Source organism: Paracoccus sp. R12_2, from assembly GCF_017744015.1.
In the GTDB taxonomy this organism is placed as follows: Bacteria; Pseudomonadota; Alphaproteobacteria; order Rhodobacterales; family Rhodobacteraceae; genus Paracoccus.
In genome coordinates this window covers 132,438-148,598 of the sequence record NZ_JAGHRA010000002.1, presented here as the reverse complement: position 1 = coordinate 148,598, position 16,161 = coordinate 132,438, and the positions used below count along the sequence as shown (strand labels likewise).

At 64.1% G+C, this 16,161-nt stretch carries 16 protein-coding genes and 1 tRNA gene; 4 read left to right on the top strand and 13 right to left on the bottom strand.

Annotated elements, in window-relative coordinates; genetic code table 11:
* The first annotated feature begins 90 nt into the window (after positions 1-90).
* From J7359_RS03340 to J7359_RS03325, 4 genes are all read left to right on the top strand, one after another.
* Entirely contained in the window at positions 91-345 is a 255-nt protein-coding gene (locus J7359_RS03340) for a hypothetical protein (RefSeq protein ID WP_209055119.1), read from the top strand.
* A gap of 2 nt (positions 346-347) precedes the next feature.
* Positions 348-737, top strand: coding sequence for an MAPEG family protein (locus tag J7359_RS03335; RefSeq protein ID WP_209055118.1), 390 nt, complete (start codon positions 348-350; stop codon positions 735-737).
* A gap of 74 nt (positions 738-811) precedes the next feature.
* Complete coding sequence (gene lpdA, locus J7359_RS03330; protein WP_209055117.1) at positions 812-2,200, top strand: dihydrolipoyl dehydrogenase; 1,389 nt, start codon at positions 812-814, stop codon at positions 2,198-2,200.
* Complete coding sequence (locus tag J7359_RS03325; protein ID WP_247740154.1) at positions 2,193-2,726, top strand: lytic transglycosylase domain-containing protein; 534 nt, start codon at positions 2,193-2,195, stop codon at positions 2,724-2,726. The genes lpdA and J7359_RS03325 overlap by 8 nt, the downstream gene beginning before the upstream one ends.
* Before the next feature lie 89 nt (positions 2,727-2,815).
* Here J7359_RS03325 and J7359_RS03320 read toward each other — a convergent pair.
* The 13 genes from J7359_RS03320 to araD form a co-directional block, all read right to left on the bottom strand.
* Positions 2,816-2,891, bottom strand: a tRNA-Ala gene (locus tag J7359_RS03320).
* Positions 2,892-2,957: 66 nt separating this feature from the next.
* Positions 2,958-3,896: a DMT family transporter gene (locus tag J7359_RS03315; protein ID WP_247740153.1), complete on the bottom strand. Its 939-nt coding sequence runs from the start codon at positions 3,894-3,896 to the stop codon at positions 2,958-2,960.
* A gap of 47 nt (positions 3,897-3,943) precedes the next feature.
* A complete protein-coding gene (locus J7359_RS03310; RefSeq protein ID WP_209055116.1) occupies positions 3,944-4,828 on the bottom strand; it encodes a LysR family transcriptional regulator in 885 nt (294 codons plus the stop codon).
* A gap of 200 nt (positions 4,829-5,028) precedes the next feature.
* Complete coding sequence (locus J7359_RS03305) at positions 5,029-5,277, bottom strand: hypothetical protein (RefSeq protein ID WP_209055115.1); 249 nt, start codon at positions 5,275-5,277, stop codon at positions 5,029-5,031.
* Between the two features lie 328 nt (positions 5,278-5,605).
* Positions 5,606-6,586: an aldose epimerase family protein gene (locus J7359_RS03300; RefSeq protein WP_209055114.1), complete on the bottom strand. Its 981-nt coding sequence runs from the start codon at positions 6,584-6,586 to the stop codon at positions 5,606-5,608.
* Positions 6,583-7,425 carry an SMP-30/gluconolactonase/LRE family protein gene (locus J7359_RS03295; protein ID WP_209055113.1) on the bottom strand — a complete coding sequence of 281 codons (843 nt, stop codon included), beginning with the start codon at positions 7,423-7,425 and terminating at the stop codon, positions 6,583-6,585. Before J7359_RS03295 ends, J7359_RS03300 begins: the two co-directional genes overlap by 4 nt.
* Positions 7,422-8,396: a galactofuranose ABC transporter, permease protein YjfF gene (gene yjfF, locus J7359_RS03290; protein ID WP_209055112.1), complete on the bottom strand. Its 975-nt coding sequence runs from the start codon at positions 8,394-8,396 to the stop codon at positions 7,422-7,424. The genes J7359_RS03295 and yjfF overlap by 4 nt, the downstream gene beginning before the upstream one ends.
* A complete protein-coding gene (locus J7359_RS03285; RefSeq protein ID WP_209055111.1) occupies positions 8,393-9,409 on the bottom strand; it encodes an ABC transporter permease in 1,017 nt (338 codons plus the stop codon). Before J7359_RS03285 ends, yjfF begins: the two co-directional genes overlap by 4 nt.
* A complete protein-coding gene (locus J7359_RS03280) occupies positions 9,406-10,914 on the bottom strand; it encodes a sugar ABC transporter ATP-binding protein (RefSeq protein ID WP_209055110.1) in 1,509 nt (502 codons plus the stop codon). Before J7359_RS03280 ends, J7359_RS03285 begins: the two co-directional genes overlap by 4 nt.
* Positions 10,915-10,969: 55 nt before the next feature.
* Positions 10,970-11,929, bottom strand: coding sequence for a galactofuranose ABC transporter, galactofuranose-binding protein YtfQ (gene ytfQ, locus J7359_RS03275; protein ID WP_209055109.1), 960 nt, complete (start codon positions 11,927-11,929; stop codon positions 10,970-10,972).
* 39 nt (positions 11,930-11,968) lie between these two features.
* On the bottom strand, positions 11,969-13,483 hold the full coding sequence (locus J7359_RS03270) for an aldehyde dehydrogenase (NADP(+)) (protein WP_209055108.1): 1,515 nt from the start codon (positions 13,481-13,483) through the stop codon (positions 11,969-11,971).
* Between the two features lie 10 nt (positions 13,484-13,493).
* Positions 13,494-14,414, bottom strand: coding sequence for a Gfo/Idh/MocA family oxidoreductase (locus J7359_RS03265; protein WP_209055107.1), 921 nt, complete (start codon positions 14,412-14,414; stop codon positions 13,494-13,496).
* Entirely contained in the window at positions 14,414-16,156 is a 1,743-nt protein-coding gene (gene araD, locus J7359_RS03260; protein WP_209055106.1) for an L-arabinonate dehydratase, read from the bottom strand. The genes J7359_RS03265 and araD overlap by 1 nt, the downstream gene beginning before the upstream one ends.
* Between the last annotated feature and the right edge of the window lie 5 nt (positions 16,157-16,161).

Sequence of the window (16,161 nt, the reverse complement as noted above, 5' to 3'; positions counted from 1 at the left end):
GCGTCCTCAGGCAACCATCCGCGCCCCGGAACCGTTGGTCGGAAGGCAGAGGATACTCAGCCTCGTTCACCCGAAAGGCAGGACCAAGACATGCAGATGATCGCCCATTATTCGGTCGGCGACTACGCCGCCTTCAAGACCGCCTTCGATGCCGATGCCGAGGATCGCGGCAATAACGGACTGGCGCTGCTGCAATTGTGGCACGAGAATGACGGCAGCGCCTGGGCGCTGTTCGACATAAGCGACGCCAAGGCGGCGCGCAACTATCTGGACGGCGCGGCAGCCGTGTTCAACTCGCAGGCTGGCGTCACCGCCACCAGCTTCCATTTCGTCGAGACCGCCTGATGATGACCACCGAACTTACCGTTCTGGCCTTGGCCGGGCTTCTGCAAGTGGCTCAGTTCGTGGGCTTTTCCATCGCAGCCAATCGGCAGGTCGGCCCCAAGGTCGCGATGGGAACACGCGACAACCCGCCCGCCCTGACCGGCACGGCAGGCCGGCTGCAAAGGGCCCTGAATAACCATTTTGAAGGTCTTGTGATGTTTACGCTGGCGGTCGTCGTCGTCACGCTGGGTGGCGCGGCTTCTGCGTTCACCGCGGCCTGCGCGTGGGCCTATCTGATCGCCCGGATTGTCTATGTTCCGGCCTATGTGCTGGGCTGGGTTCCGTGGCGGTCGTTCATCTGGGCGGTCGGTTTTGCGGCCACACTGCTGATGATTATCGCAAGCCTGTTCTAGACCGGCTTGAACCGACGACCCGGCGCGGGATGCGAAAAATCCGTCTGCCGCCACTGAAAGAAGGGACATGAAACATGTATGACCTGATCGTGATCGGCGCCGGCCCCGGCGGCTATGTCTGCGCCATCCGCGCCGCCCAATTGGGCCTGAAAGTCGCCTGCGTCGAGGGCCGCGAGACGCTTGGCGGAACCTGCCTTAACGTGGGCTGCATCCCCTCCAAGGCACTGCTGCACGCCAGCCACATGCTGCACGAATCGCACGAGAATTTCGACCGCATGGGCCTGACCGGCGCCAAGGTGAAGGTCGATTGGACCAAGATGCAGGGCTACAAGGCGGAAACGGTCTCGGGCAACACCAAGGGCATCGAATTCCTGTTCAAGAAGAACAAGATCGACTGGCTGAAGGGCTGGGCCAGCATCGAGTCGCCGGGAAAGGTGAAGGTCGGCGACAAGGTGCACGAGGCGAAGAACATCGTCATCGCCACCGGGTCGGACCCGGCCAAGCTGAAGGGCGTCGAGGTCGACAATGCGGGTGGCGTCATCGTGGATTCGACCGGCGCGCTGTCGCTGCCGAAGATCCCGAAATCCATGGTGGTGATCGGCGCTGGTGTGATCGGGCTTGAACTGGGTTCGGTCTATGCCCGTCTGGGCGCCGAAGTGACCGTGGTCGAATATCTGGACGAGATCACCCCGGGCATGGACGCCGAGGTGCAGAAACAGTTCCAGAAGATCCTGACCAAGCAGGGGCTGAAATTCATCCTTGGTGCCGCGGTGAAATCCGCCGAAGCGGCAAAGGGCAAGGCGCGGATCGCCTATAGTCTGAAAAAGGACGACAGCGAACACAGCATCGACGCCGATTGCGTGCTGGTGGCCACCGGCCGCCGTCCGCAGGTCGATGGGCTGGGGCTTGACGCCTTGGGCGTGCAGATGACCGATCGTGGCTTCGTCAAGATCGACGAACACTGGGCCACCAACGTCAAGGGCGTCTATGCGATCGGTGATTGCGTTCCCGGCCCGATGCTGGCCCACAAGGCCGAGGATGAAGGCATGGCAGTGGCCGAGGTGATCGCCGGAAAGCATGGCCATGTGAATTACGACGTGATCCCCGGCGTGATCTACACCACCCCCGAGGTTGCCAATGTCGGCATGACCGAAGCGGCCGCGAAAGACGCCGGCCGCAAGGTCAAGATCGGGAAGTTTCCGTTCATGGGCAACGCCCGCGCCAAGGCCATGATGCAGGCCGACGGGTTCGTGAAGCTGATCGCGGACGCGGAAACCGACCGGATCCTGGGCTGTCATATCATCGGCCCGAACGCGGGCGAGATGATCCACGAAGTCTGCGTGGCGATGGAGTTCGGCGCCGCGGCCGAGGATCTGGCCCTGACCTGCCACGCGCATCCGACCACCTCGGAAGCCGTCCGCGAGGCCGCGCTGGCCTGCGGCGACGGTCCGATCCATGTCTGATCGACCTGCGGGGGCCATGCCCCCGCACCGCGCCGCATCCGCCAGCCTCAACCGCATGGGCCGGCGCAGCTTCGTGATGGCTGCGCTGATCCTAGCCGCATGCGGCACAGGGCGGTCCGGATCGGGCGATACTCGTGCCGGGTTGCGCGCGTCCGGGCTTTACCCGAACGAAACCCCTTATCTCAGATCACGGATCAATTTCTGGGCCCGCCACTACGAGGTGCCAGCCGAACTGGTCCAGCGCGTCGTGATACGCGAATCGCGTCACCGCCCTGATGCCCGCAACGGTCCCTATTACGGCCTCATGCAGATCCTGCCGCAGACGGCCCGGACGATGGGCTATCGTGGACCTGCGTCGGGGCTGTTGGATGCCGACACCAATCTGCGATACGGCGTCAAGTATCTGCGCGGCGCGTGGCTGGTGGCCGAAGGCGATCCGGATGACGCGGTCATGTGGTATGCCCGGGGCTATTATTACGAGGCAAAACGCAAGGGACTGCTGAAGCGCACCGGCCTGAGAAGTTAGGCCCGGCCTCCCTGCAACGACGGCATCGCGCATGTCATCGCAGCCACGTGCAAGCGGCGGTATTTACAATATTTTCAGATGATCCTGTCTGGTGGAGCCGAGGGGAATCGAACCCCTGACCTCATCATTGCGAACGATGCGCTCTACCAACTGAGCTACGGCCCCATGACGCAGCCCTCTTAACCCGCGACGCAGCGATGTCAAGTGGACCGAGGCTGCAGGGTCATCTGGCTAGCTGGATTGTTGGCCGGTGAGGCCGCGTCCGCTCTGACGCTCTCGGTAGAAGACATACATTCCGGCACCCAGAATGATTGCCGTTCCCAGCCAGGTCAGCGCGTCGGGAAGGTCGCCGAAGACCAGATATCCCACGATCGTGGCGCCGACGATCTCAAGATACTGGAACGGCGCCAGCACCCCCGCCTCGGCCTTGCTGAACGCCACGGCGATCAACACGAAGGTGAACGCGGCCAGCGCCCCGGCCGCAAGCAGCGCACCGACCGCCCATGCCGGAAGGTCGAAGGGGTTGGGAATCGCCCGATCGAAGGCGACGCCGGCCAGCACCTGCACGCCGATCAGCAGCAGCGCCGCCGAGATGGTGGCGCCGATCTGGACGGACAGGGCCGACCGGGTCCGCGTCGCCTTGCGCAGCACGATCATGTTCAGCGCGAACGCCAGCGCCGCCCCCAGAGGCCACAGTGCAACCGGACCGAAGGTGGCAAGATTTGGCCTGATCACGATCAACGCGCCGATCAGGCCGATCCCGACCGCGATCAGCCGCCGCCGTCCCGGCACCTCACCCAGAAGCGGCGCGGCAAGCAGTGTCAGCAGCAGCGGTTCGATGAAGAATATCGCGATCGCGGTGGCGATCGGCATCTGCTGGAAGGCGCTGATCAGAGAGAACATCGCGGCCGAGATCAACGCCCCCGACAGCAGGGCGGGCCAAGAGAAGACCGCCCCCGTCAGCCGATTGCGCAACAATATCGCAACCGGGATCAGAAACATCGCCTGCATGACGGTCCGCCACGCGGTCACATCGAACGGCGGCACGATCCCTGTCAGCAATTTCGACAGCGCATCGCCAACCGGCAAAAGCAGCGTCGCAGCCACCATCGCGACCATGCCCTGACGCGTCAGGCGATCCGCAGGGCTATCTTCATTTATCCGTGCCATGCCGCCTTGTCGCACCGCGACTGAACAGGATGCAAGTTCGGCGATGATTACCGTCTAAGATCCACGTTCTCCATGAAATCCAGAAAATGGCGCATCGCTGCGGTGATCAGCTTGCGCGACGGATAGACCAGGCTGATCGGCAGATCCGGAAGCCGATAATCCTCAAGGACCGAAACCAAGTGTCCCTGTTCGATCTCGTCGCCGATGACGAACTGGGGCAGCATGGCGATGCCCTTTCCGCCAACGGCCATCGCCCGCAGCATTTCGCCGTTGTTGCTGGAAAATACCGGCTGAATCCGCTGGTGGATCATCTCGCGGCCACGCTGCATGGGCCAGGTTCCGGCACCGCGCAGGTTGCTGTAGTGCAGGCAGCGGTGCCGCAGAAGATCGGTGGGCTCTTGCGGGATGCCGCCCGTTTCAAGATAGGCAGGCGCGGCGACCAGCATCACCGGCACTTCCTGCAGGCGCCGGGCAAGCAGCATGGAATCCTCAAGCTGGCCGATCCGGATCACGGCATCATAGCCCTCGCCGATCAGATCGGCGCGGCCATCGTCCAGCACGACCTCCAGCCGGATATCGGGATAGGTTTCCATGAACCGTAGCAGATGCGGTTGCAGGATCTTCAAGGTATAGGCGATGGGCGATCCGATCTTCAGCGGGCCCGCCGGGTGTCCGGACACCGCACGCACGGCCTCGGTCGCCTCATCCAGCCGACGCAGCGCATCGCGCACCCGCGTTGCATAGAATGTGCCTGCGGCGGTTGGGACGACCGATCGCGTCGTGCGGGTGAACAGACGCGTCCCCAGATCAGCTTCGAGATCCGAAACATACTTGCTGCACAGGCTTCTGGATATGCCCATGCGCCGGGCGGCGGCGGCAAAGCCACCCTCTTCCAGAACACTGACAAAACAACGCAGTACTGCGATATCCATGATTCTTTCCAGGCGCTGAAGGGGTGGGCGAGCATGATGCGAAGACCCTTCCCGGCGGCCCTTATTGGAACCAAATCGACGAAAAGAAAAGTCCGCGCCGAACCTTTGCAGGTTCGGCGCGGCCGCGTGTCCCAGAATGTCAGGTGTCAGGCGATCACCGATCGGCCCGCATCCACGCCCGGGCTTACGCCCACGGGCTATCAGTCGTTCCGGCTTGGCGGATCGATGCGATCGCTCGACGGAAAGCTGGTCACCTCGATCACGGCGTCGGGGGCGATGTCTCGCTGGTTCAGCTCGCGCGGCGACAGGACTTCGTCGGCCCGGACTTGCGAGGTCTGTTCGGCCGTGAAGGGACGAACAGGGCTGTTGTGCGGCTCGTCAAAACTTGCGGCCTGTGCGGCACCGGCGGCAAGTCCAAGGGCGGTCAAGACAATGGCAAAGCGTTTCATGATTTTTTCCTTTCAGGTTCGGCGCGTCTCGCGTCATGGCAACGAGATATGCGCCCTCAAGCGCCGCGATTAGGCCTGCTGCTTTGCGCTGACTGTTCGAGCAGAGTGGACAAACACTTGCGACGATCATGCTGTTAAGCTGCGCCTATGCGTCTGAACGCGCTGTCGTCATTTCTGGCGCTGTTCCTGTTTGCCGCCCCCTTTCCGCTGCTGATCGCACTTGCGGCGCTGGTTGGGAGGATAGGCGCAGCGGCTTGGCATGGCCGCGACGTTGACCGGCGCTGCGCTGGCCGGTCTGGCCCTGCATCTGGTGGGTCCGCACTGATCGCTAGAACCGCGCGAACCGATAACGCGTGACCTCTTGATATTCGCACCCCGGCCGCAGGATCGCGCTGGGAAAGCCCGCCCGGTTCGGCGCGTCGGGCCAGAACTGCGTCTCCAGCGCCAGTCCCGCGTGAGGGCCATAGCGGCGGCCATCCAGTCCACCGATCCCGTCGATATGCACGCCATCATACATTTGCAGCCCGCAGGCCGTCGTTTCGACCACCATCGACAGCCCGCTTTCGCCGGTCAACCGCGCGACCGGGCGCAGAGGCTGCTGCCCATCGGACAGGCAGAAATTGTGGTCATAGCCGCCGGTGCCGATCATCCGGTTCTTGCGGAAATCGAAGTCTGTGTCGGTCACCGTCGCCGCCTCTCCTGTCGGGATCAGGTCGGCATCGACCGGCAGATAGCGGTCGGCGGCGATCATCAGCGCATGACGGCGAACGTCACCCTGCCCGTCCAGATCGAAGAACCCGTGATGCGCCAGACTGCAGATCGTCGGAGCATCCGTCACCGCGCTCAACCCGATTTCCAGTGCGTCGTCCTTCAGTGCGATCCGGGCCGTGATGCGCAGATCTCCGGGAAATCCCATATGCCCGTCGGGCATCGTGAGGCCCATGATGACATGATCATCGGCCTGCGCCTCGACCTGCCAATTCTGGACATCCGCACCGTCCGCGCCGCCATGCAGAGTGTGACGGCCCAGAAAATTCGCATCGGTGCGATAGTCGCGCCCGTCCAGGGTGAAGCAGCCATTCCCGATCCGGTTGGCGAAGCGCCCGACGAGGGCGCCAAAATAGCGCGCCGGTCCCAGATACGAGGTGACGTCCGGACATCCCAGCACCAGCGGGTGGGCGACCCCGTCCAGACGCAGATCCTGCACGATCGCCCCCAACGTCAGCACCTGCGCGCTCAGCCGTCCGGCCTGCAGGCTGATCCGGTGCACGTCGCGCCCATCTGGCAGCGTTCCAAAAACCTGTATCACAGGATCACCCGCGGCTCGGGAAGGCCGGGAACGGCGGCGCGGATCAGATAGGGAAGACCCTGCGCCGCGTCAGGGTTCTTGATACCCTCCTGCGCGGTGGTCACCAGCAGATCGCGCATGTCCGGGCCGCCGAAGGCCGGGCAACTGCTGTGGCGTCCGCCAACGTCGTAGCTGTCGATGCGCGTGCCGTCGGTCGCGAAGCGGATCACCGCGCCCGATCCCCAACAAGCGACGCAGAACGCCCCATGGGAATCGATGACCGCGCCATCGGGGTTCAGCCCCATCGCCGCGCAATCCAGATACAGCGCCGGCGCCCCCTGCGGCCAGCCGTCATTGTCCAGCGCCTGCCGCCAGACCTTGCCCGCGCGCGTGTCGGCATAATGCGCGACGGAGCCATCGGGCGAAAAGCAGATCGCGTTCGGGATGGTGATACTCTCGACCAGCCTGCGCAGTTCGCCACGATACCAGCGCCAGATCGCGCCCGCGCCGTCTGCCGCCTGCTTGCCCATGGTTCCGATCCAGAACCCGCCCTGGCGGTCCGCGCGCCCGTCATTCGACCGTGTCTGGGGATTGTCGGATTCGATCTGGGCGATCTCATGCAGATCACCATCCCGCAGGTCCATCAGCGCCAGCCCGGTTTCGGTCGCGATCAGCAGACGATCATGATCGACCCAGCCCGCCGCAGAGGCCATCCTTTCAAAGCGCCATTCCCACGCACGGTCCGCATCGCGGGACAGCAGGCGCCGGTTCAGGATATCGAACCAGAAGAACTGTTCGCGCGCCGGATGCCAGATCGGGCCTTCGCCCAGTTCGCAGATACGGGTGTCGAACGGGATCATGCGGATGCTCCGGTCAGTCTGGATTGCGACAGCTTCAGCAGACCCTTCTGCAGCAGAATGAAGACCAGCAGCAGGATGCCGATGACGATCTTTGTCCACCAGCTGGAAAGGCTGCCGTCGAACACGATGTAGGTCTGGATCAGCCCCATGGTCAGCACGCCGACCAGCGTGCCGAACATGTAGCCCGCGCCCCCCGTCAGCAGCGTGCCGCCGATCACCACCGCGGCGATGGCGGTCAGTTCGGTGCCGACCGTGGCCAGCGAATAGCCAGACCCGGTATAGATCGAAAAGACGATTCCAGACAGACCCGCCATCAATCCCGAGAACGCATAGACAAGCATCGTGGTGCGTCCCTGCCGGACGCCCATCAGCCGGGCCGTCTGTTCGCCACCGCCAAGCGCATAGACCGAGGCGCCGAAACGGGTCTTGTGGGCGACGATCATGCCGACGATCACCGTCAACACCATCACCACGCCGATCAGGGTCAACCGCCCCTTACCCGGCATCAGGTAATAGGTCGATTGCAACGCCTTGTAGAACGGATGCTGGATCGGCACGGAATCGATCGACAGCATGTAGGCCGCACCCCGCGCCAGGAACATGCCGGCCAGGGTGACGATGAAGGCGGGCATGGCCAGCCGGTCGATCAACACCCCCATCGCCGCACCGAAGGCGGTCGTGATGGCCAGCAGCATCGCGAAGACCAGCAGCGGATGCAGCGATGTGTCGCGCAGCACCACGGCGATGAACACGCCGGAAAAGGCGATGACGGATCCGACCGACAGGTCGATCCCGCCCGACAGGATCACCAGCGTCATCCCGACCGCCACGATTCCCAGATAGGCGTTGTCGGTCAGCAGGTTGCCGATGACGCGTGTGGACAGAATATTCGGGAACTGCAGCCAGCACAGCAGATAGGCGATCAGGAAGATCGCGATAGTCGCATACAGGGGCAGCGCGCGGGTGTTCATGAATGCCTCCGTTGCGCCTGCACCTCGCGGCTGGCGCGCTGGCTTTCGCGCCACAGCCGCCATTCGGCGGCGATGCGCGGCGATTGCAGGACAAGGATGACCAGCACCAGCCCCGCCTTGATGACCAGGTTGTATTCCGACGGGAACCCCGCCAGCAGGATGCCGGTATCGATGGTCTGGATGATCATCGCCCCCAGAAGCGAGCCGATGATCGAGAACCGGCCGCCCAGCAAGGAATTGCCCCCGATGACCACCGCCAGGATCGCGTCCAGTTCCAGCCACAGCCCGGCATTGTTGGCATCAGCACCGCGGATATCGGCGGTCACGATGATCCCCGCCAGCGCCGCACACAGCCCCGATGCAACATAGACCGCGATCAGCAGCACGGTCGCGTTGACGCCCGCCAGCGCGCTGGCACGCCGGTTGATGCCGGTGGCCTCGATCAGCATGCCAAGCGCGGTTCGCCGCATCAGGGCTGCGACCCCTGCCCCGGTCAGCAGCCATAACCATGCCGGAACCGGCAGGCCCAGCACGGTGCCAGATCCCAGAAACGCAAAGCCCGGGTCGGTGAATGTCAGGATGCGCCCCTCGGTGATCAGCTGCGCGATGCCGCGACCCATGGTCATCAGGATCAGCGTGGCGACAAAGGGCTGGATGCCGACGATGGCGACAAGCGCGCCGTTCCACAGGCCAGCAGCCGCCCCCGCCAGCAGCCCTGCCGCCAGCGCCGGCACCAAACCCATGCCGCCCGCAATGCTGGCGGCAGAAACCGCACCGCAGATCGCCATGATCGTGCCCACCGACAGGTCGATGCCGCGTGTCGCGATGACCAGCGTCATGCCGATCGACAGCAACGCCACCGGAGCGCCGCGTTTCAGCACGTCGATGACCGGCCCGACCAGACGGCCGTCATTGATCTGCACGCTGAGGAAACCGGGAAAGAAAGCCGAGACCAGTGCGATCAGCGCGGCCAGCGCGAACAACTGTGGCGCGATGCGTCTCAGCAGGGTCATGCCGCGTCTCCTTCCTCGTCGTCGCTGGCAATGGCGCGCATGATCTCGTCGCCGGTCACGCGTCGGCCCGATAATTCCGCGACATGGCGGCGGTCGCGGACCACGATCACGCGGTCGGCCACGGCGACCAGCTCGTCGATCTCGCTACTGATGACCAGGACCGACATGCCGGCCTGGGTCAGTTCGCGGATCAGGCGCAGGATTTCGGCATGCGCTCCGACGTCGATACCGCGGGTGGGTTCGTCAAGGATCAGAAAGCGCGGGTTCATCGCCAGCCAGCGGGCCAGAACCACCTTTTGCTGATTGCCGCCCGACAGATCCCCGATCGCCTTTTCGCGTCCCGAAGTGCGGATATCCAGCCGCGCGATGTAGTCGTCGGCCAGCCGGTTCTGTTCGGCACGCGCGATGGGCCGCGACCAGCCCCGCCGTGCCTGCAGGCCAAGGACGATGTTCTCGCGGATCGACAGATCCGCCACGATCCCGTCGGTCTTGCGATCCTCGGGCGCGAAGCCGAAACCGGTGGCGATGGCGGCGCGCGGACCGGACAGGTCCAGCTTGCCCGCCTGATCGCGCGCCTCGCCGGTCTGGGCCGAACGCACACCGAACATCAGTTCCGCGCTTTCCGTCCGCCCCGATCCCAGCAGTCCCGCCAGGCCGACGACCTCGCCCTGGGCCACGTCCAGGTCAAACGGTTCGACCACGGCTCGCCGACCGAAGTTCCGGAAGGACAGCATCTCTGGCCGACGGTGAGGGGTCTCATCGGCGGACTGGTCCGAAACCTCGTCGTCCAGCGCACGGCCCAGCATATGTTCGATCAGCCTGACACGGTCCAGATCGGCGGTGCTTTCGGTCGTGATCTTCTGGCCATTGCGCAGCACCGTCACGCGATCGGACAGTTCGAACACCTGATCCAGAAAATGCGATACGAAAACGATCCCCAGCCCGCGTTCGCGCAGCGACCGCACCACGTCAAAGACCATCCGCACCTCGGCGGCATCCAGACTGGCGGTCGGTTCGTCAAGGATCAGCACCTTGCCCGACAGCGACACGGCCCGCGCGATGGCGATGATCTGCTGGATCGCGACCGAATAGCTGCCCAGATCACGATCGACATCGACCCCCAATCCGTAGCTGGCCAGCACCTCGCGTGCTTCGGCCCGCATCGCGTGGCCGTCGATCAGTCCCCAGCGACGCGGTTCACGGCCGAACATCAGGTTTTGCGCCACGGTCAGATTGGGCAGCAGATTGACCTCTTGATAGACCGTGCCGATCCCCAGTTCCTGCGCCTCGACGGTTGAACGGGGCGCGATCTGCGCCCCGTCCAGCGTCACGGTTCCGCCATCGCGATGATAGGCACCCGTCAGGCACTTGATCAGTGTCGATTTCCCGGCGCCATTTTCGCCCAGAAGGGCATGCACCTCTCCGGCACGCAGGTCGAAATCGACCGCGTCCAGCGCACGTGTGCCGGGGAAGGTCTTGGTCATCGCCTGCACGGACAGAAGCATGTCGGAACCTCGGGGGTAGTGCCGGGCCGCCATCAGACGGCCCGGCATGTTCGGCCTAGTAACCCAGACCCTTGCGCGCTTCGTATTCCCCGGCCGGGTCGTCCGATTGGGTATACAGCTTCGATTCCGTCTGGATGAACTTTTCAGGCATGGTGCCGTCGACCCAATAGGCCTCGAGCGCATCGAAGGCCGGTCCTGCCATGTTCGGGGTCAGTTCGACCGTTGCGTTGGCTTCACCGTCAGCCATGGCCTTGAAGATGTCGGGCACCGCATCGATCGACACCACAAGGATATCCTTGCCCGGCGCAAGCCCGGCCTCCTTGATCGCCTGGATCGCGCCCACGGCCATGTCGTCGTTGTGGGCATACAGCGCGCAGATGTCCTGACCGCCATTCTCGGCCTGCAGGAAGCTTTCCATCACCTCCTTGCCCTGTGCGCGGGTGAAATCGCCGGTCTGGCTGCGCACGATGGACAGGTTGTCATGGCCGCTGATCGCGTTTTCGAATCCGGTCTTGCGGTCGATGGCCGGGCTTGATCCCGTCGTGCCCTGCAATTCGACGATGCGGCATTCCTTGTCCCCCACCGCATCGGCCAGCCACTGACCTGCAACCTCGCCTTCGTGGACCAGATTCGATCCGACCGCTGTCAGGTAAAGATCGTCGCTGCTGTCCACCTGGCGGTCCAGCAGGACGACCGGGATTTCGGCCTCCTTGGCCTCCTCCAGAACGGAATCCCAGCCCGTTGCGACGACCGGAGCCAAGAGGATCGCATCGACGCCCTGCGCGATGAAGGATCGGATCGCCGCAATCTGGTTTTCCTGCTTCTGCTGCGCGTCCGAGAATTGCAGCTGATATCCCCGTTCTTCCGCCTGGTTCCGGGTCAGCGTCGTTTCCGCCGCGCGCCAGCCGGATTCCGATCCGATCTGCGAGAAGCCAATCGTCTCGCCCTCGGCCATAGCGGCCGTGGCAGAAATCGCCAAAGCGGCGGCCGTCGTCATCAGTGTCTTGATAGTCATGTTATCCTCCCTTGGTGTTTTGATTTCAAACAGGCACGTTCAGCCCCGCAAATCGTCGTGCAGCAGGTTCTCGGGGATGTTCTGGAAACAGACCGGGCGCAGGAACCGGCGGATCGCCAAAGTTCCGACACTGGTCGCACCGAAATTGGTGCTGGCCGGATAGGGGCCGCCATGCACCATCGCGTCGCTGACCTCGACGCCGGTCGGAAAGCCGTTGGCAAGGATGCGGCCGGCCTTGCGTTCAAGGACCGGCAGAAGACGCGCAGCAAGTGCGGCATCCGCGTCGTCCAGATGCAGTGTAGCGGTCAATTGCCCCTCGAAGGCGTGGGCCAGTGCAACGATCTGATCGTCATTCGCCGCCGTCACGATCAGTCCGAGCGGGCCGAACACCTCTTCCGACAGGGTATGATCTTCCAGCCAGTCCGCAGCTTCGACCATGTAAAGCTGCGGCGCCGCCTGACGGCGGTCGCAGGTCTGGCTCAGCAGATCGCGAACCCCCGACTGTCCCTTGACCCGGTCGCGTACCTTCGCGAAGGATTCCGCGATACCATCGCTCAGCATCACCTGCGCACCCGTCTCACGAAGTGCGTCCACGGTTGCGGCGGCGAATTCCCCGGCCTGATCGGCGCGGATGACCGCGATTCCTGGATTGGTGCAGAACTGCCCTGCCCCCATGGACAGCGATCCGGCCCAGCCCCGCGCAAGGTCGTCACGACGGGCGGCGACCGCGTTTGGCAACAGGAACATCGGGTTGACCGACCCCAGTTCACCGAAGAACGGAATCGGCTCGGGCCTTGCGGCGCACAGATCAAACAACGCCCGGCCACCGGCAAGACTGCCGGTGAAGCCCACGGCCCGGATCAAGGGATGCTGGACCAGCGCCTGTCCGACCTCGTGGCTGTCGCCGTGGATGAAGCTGAAACTGCCCGCGGGTATGCCGGTCCTGCGGATCGCGGCGTCGATGGCTTCTGCCACGATCTCACCGGTGCCGGGATGGGCGGGATGGCCCTTGACGACGACAGGGCAACCCGCAGCGAGGGCCGATGCGGTATCACCACCCGCGGTCGAAAAGGCCAACGGGAAATTCGAGGCCCCAAACACCGCCACCGGACCGATCGGGCGCTGGATCATCCGCAGATCCGGCCGCGGCAGCGGCTCGCGGTCAGGCAGTGACGGATCATGGCGGCGGTCAAGATAGTCGCCCTTGCGGATATGCGCCGCGAACAGCCGCAGTTGCCCTGTGGTGCGGCCCCGTTCGCCTTGCAGCCGGGCGTCGGGCAATCCGGTTTCCTGCGTGCCGATCAGGGTGATCTGTTCGGCCCGCGCCTCGATCTCGTCGGCGATGGCGTCAAGAAACGCGGCACGATCTTCGCGCGAGGTGTAGCCAAAGGTCCAGAACGCGTCCTCTGCGGCCCTGGCCGCGCCGTCGACCATTCGGGGCGTTCCGGAACTGAATTCATGCGCCGGCCCCGATGCGGGTCGCGAGGTGAAATGCCGGTCCCCCGCGATCCACTCGCCCGCGATCAGATGCTTGCCATGAGGGGTGAAAGCCATTGTCTCTCCTTCAGAATTCGAACGGTTCGACGATGCCGCGGCGGCCCAGGGTAAAGGCGTCCGCGACCAGCACCATCGGCGACAGATCCACATCTGACGCACCGTCCCGCACCAGTTCCGCCATGCGCGCGTAAAGCGCCGGGTATTCGCCCATGATGCTGTCGTCGCCCCCGGCCTTGTGGCCGTCTGTTTCCAGCAGGTTGCCACCCATCCGCAGGGCGACGATGCCTTGGTCGGTGTGAAATTCCATGTCCCAGGTCTGCGGGCCTTGCTGCCGGAAATCGAAATCGGCAGTAATCCCGCCCGAGAACGTCAAGCGCGCGGCGATCGGTGCCTGACGATTTGCAGGAAAGTCCAGATCGGCCTCGGTCAGATGAACCGGAACCGGCAGGATCCGGGTCAGGATCGACAGCGCGTTGATGCCCGGATCGAAGACCCCCATCCCACCGGCCTCGAAGATCCAGTTCTGTCCGGGATGCCATTTGCGCACATCCTCGCGCCATGTGATCCGGCCTTCTTGTATCGCACGATCTGCCAGCAGGCGGCGGGCGGCCTCGACACCCTCGGCCATCCTGCTGTGCCATGTGGCATACAGGCTGACACCATGCGCCTGCGCCAGGTCACGCAGGATATGCACCTCGGCCAGCGTCGCGCCGGGTGGTTTTTCCAGCATCAGGTTACGACCTGCCCGCAGCACCGCCTGCGCGGCGTGAAAACGTGGCACGGGCGGCAGGCACAGGCTGACCGTGCCGATTTCCGGGCGCTTATCCAGCATGGTCTGGATGTCCGCAAAACCCTCGATCCCCTCGACCGATCCATGGCGGCTGACCGTCGCGGCCAGTTCCCAGTCGGGGCTGGCCGCCAGCGCGGGCACGTGCTGGTCCAGAGCAATCTTTCCGATGCCGACAAGGGCAAGTTTTTTCCGTGCCATCAGTGGCTGTCCTTTCCGACCGGGTTGCCGCGACAGCCGCGCAGGAAGTCCATGTCCGCACCGGTATCCGCACCCATCACATGCTGCTGATGCAGCCAGGCGTAGCCGCTTTCGGGCAGGCCAGCTTGTGGCTGCCATTTTGCCAGACGCGCGGCCATTTCCTGATCGCTGATCTCGACATGCAGGCGGCGGTTGGGCACGTCCAGTTCGATCATGTCGCCGTCCCGGACCACCGCCAGCGGGCCGCCGGCCGCTGCCTCGGGGCTGGTATGCAGGACCACGGTGCCGTAGGCGGTGCCGGACATGCGCGCGTCAGAGATGCGCACCATATCGGTGATGCCCTTTTTCAGAACCTTGGGCGGCAGGCCCATATTGCCGACCTCGGCCATGCCCGGATAGCCGCGCGGGCCGCAGTTCTTCAGCACCATCACGCAGGTCTCGTCTATATCCAGGTCGTCGTCGTTGATCCTGGCCTTGTAGTCGTCGATATCCTCGAACACGACGGCGCGACCGCGATGGGTCAGCAGATGCGGACTGGCCGCGGAAGGCTTCAGGACCGCGCCATTCGGCGCCAGATTGCCGCGCAGCACCGCGATACCGCCCTGGTCGGTCAGCGGCTGATCAGCAGGCAGTATCACGTCCTCGTTCCAGTTGGTGACGTCCTTCACCTCGTCCCAGATCGGGCCACCGCTGACGGTCAGCGCATCCCTGTGCAACTGTCCCGCCTCGCCCAGACGACGCAGGACGACAGGCAGGCCACCCGCGTAGAAGAATTCTTCCATCAGATACTTGCCCGATGGCATCAGGTTCACGATGGTCTTCACGTCGCGCCCGCAGCGGTCCCAGTCGTCCAGCGTCACATCGACCCCGACCCGACCGGCAAGGGCCAGCAGATGCACGACCGCGTTGGTGGATCCGCCGATCGCACCATTCGTCCGGATCGCGTTCTCGAAGGCCTGCTTCGTCAGAATGTCGCTGGGTTTCAGGTCGTCCTTGACCATCTGCACGATCCGTCGACCGGACAGTTGCGCCATCACCCGGCGGCGGCTGTCCACCGCCGGGATGGCGGCATTGCCGGACAGCGCCATGCCAAGCGCCTCGGCCATCGAGGCCATGGTCGACGCCGTGCCCATCGTGTTGCAGGTGCCCGAGGATCGCGACATCGATGCCTCGGCCTCCAGGAATTCGTCCTGCGTCATGTCGCCGGCTTTCACGGCTTCGGAAAATTTCCACAGATGGGTGCCCGATCCGACACGTTCGCCCCGGAACCAGCCATTCAGCATCGGCCCGCCGGTGACGACGATCGACGGGATGTCCGTCGATGCAGCCGCCATCATCAGCGAAGGCGTGGTCTTGTCGCAGCCGACCAGCAGCACCGCCCCGTCCATCGGCTGTCCGCGTATCGTTTCCTCGATCGCCAACGCCGCCAGATTGCGAAACATCATCGCCGACGGGCGGAAGGTGTTTTCGGACGCCGAGAACACCGGAACCTCGACCGGAAAGCCACCGGCTTCCCAGACGCCGGCCTTAACCTTCTCTGCCAGTTCGCGCAGATGCCCGTTGCATGGCGTCAGGTCGGACCATGTGTTCAGGATGCCGATGATCGGGCGGCCGTCGAACAGGTCATGCGGATAGCCCTGATTTTTCAGCCAGCCGCGGTGATAGATCGTGTCACGCGAATTGCCGCCATACCATTCCTGCGAGCGCAGTTTGCGGGGCCATTTTGCGGGGGTGAAGGACATGGCGC

Coding starts and splice junctions, on each gene's coding strand:
- J7359_RS03340 (WP_209055119.1), top strand. CDS start 91: ATGCAGATGATCGCCCATTATTCGGTCGGCGACTACGCCGCCTTCAAG.
- J7359_RS03335 (WP_209055118.1), top strand. CDS start 348: ATGACCACCGAACTTACCGTTCTGGCCTTGGCCGGGCTTCTGCAAGTG.
- lpdA (WP_209055117.1), top strand. CDS start 812: ATGTATGACCTGATCGTGATCGGCGCCGGCCCCGGCGGCTATGTCTGC.
- J7359_RS03325 (WP_247740154.1), top strand. CDS start 2,193: ATGTCTGATCGACCTGCGGGGGCCATGCCCCCGCACCGCGCCGCATCC.
- J7359_RS03315 (WP_247740153.1), bottom strand. CDS start 3,896: ATGGCACGGATAAATGAAGATAGCCCTGCGGATCGCCTGACGCGTCAG.
- J7359_RS03310 (WP_209055116.1), bottom strand. CDS start 4,828: ATGGATATCGCAGTACTGCGTTGTTTTGTCAGTGTTCTGGAAGAGGGT.
- J7359_RS03305 (WP_209055115.1), bottom strand. CDS start 5,277: ATGAAACGCTTTGCCATTGTCTTGACCGCCCTTGGACTTGCCGCCGGT.
- J7359_RS03295 (WP_209055113.1), bottom strand. CDS start 7,425: ATGATCCCGTTCGACACCCGTATCTGCGAACTGGGCGAAGGCCCGATC.
- yjfF (WP_209055112.1), bottom strand. CDS start 8,396: ATGAACACCCGCGCGCTGCCCCTGTATGCGACTATCGCGATCTTCCTG.
- J7359_RS03285 (WP_209055111.1), bottom strand. CDS start 9,409: ATGACCCTGCTGAGACGCATCGCGCCACAGTTGTTCGCGCTGGCCGCG.
- J7359_RS03280 (WP_209055110.1), bottom strand. CDS start 10,914: ATGCTTCTGTCCGTGCAGGCGATGACCAAGACCTTCCCCGGCACACGT.
- ytfQ (WP_209055109.1), bottom strand. CDS start 11,929: ATGACTATCAAGACACTGATGACGACGGCCGCCGCTTTGGCGATTTCT.
- J7359_RS03270 (WP_209055108.1), bottom strand. CDS start 13,483: ATGGCTTTCACCCCTCATGGCAAGCATCTGATCGCGGGCGAGTGGATC.
- J7359_RS03265 (WP_209055107.1), bottom strand. CDS start 14,414: ATGGCACGGAAAAAACTTGCCCTTGTCGGCATCGGAAAGATTGCTCTG.
- araD (WP_209055106.1), bottom strand. CDS start 16,156: ATGTCCTTCACCCCCGCAAAATGGCCCCGCAAACTGCGCTCGCAGGAA.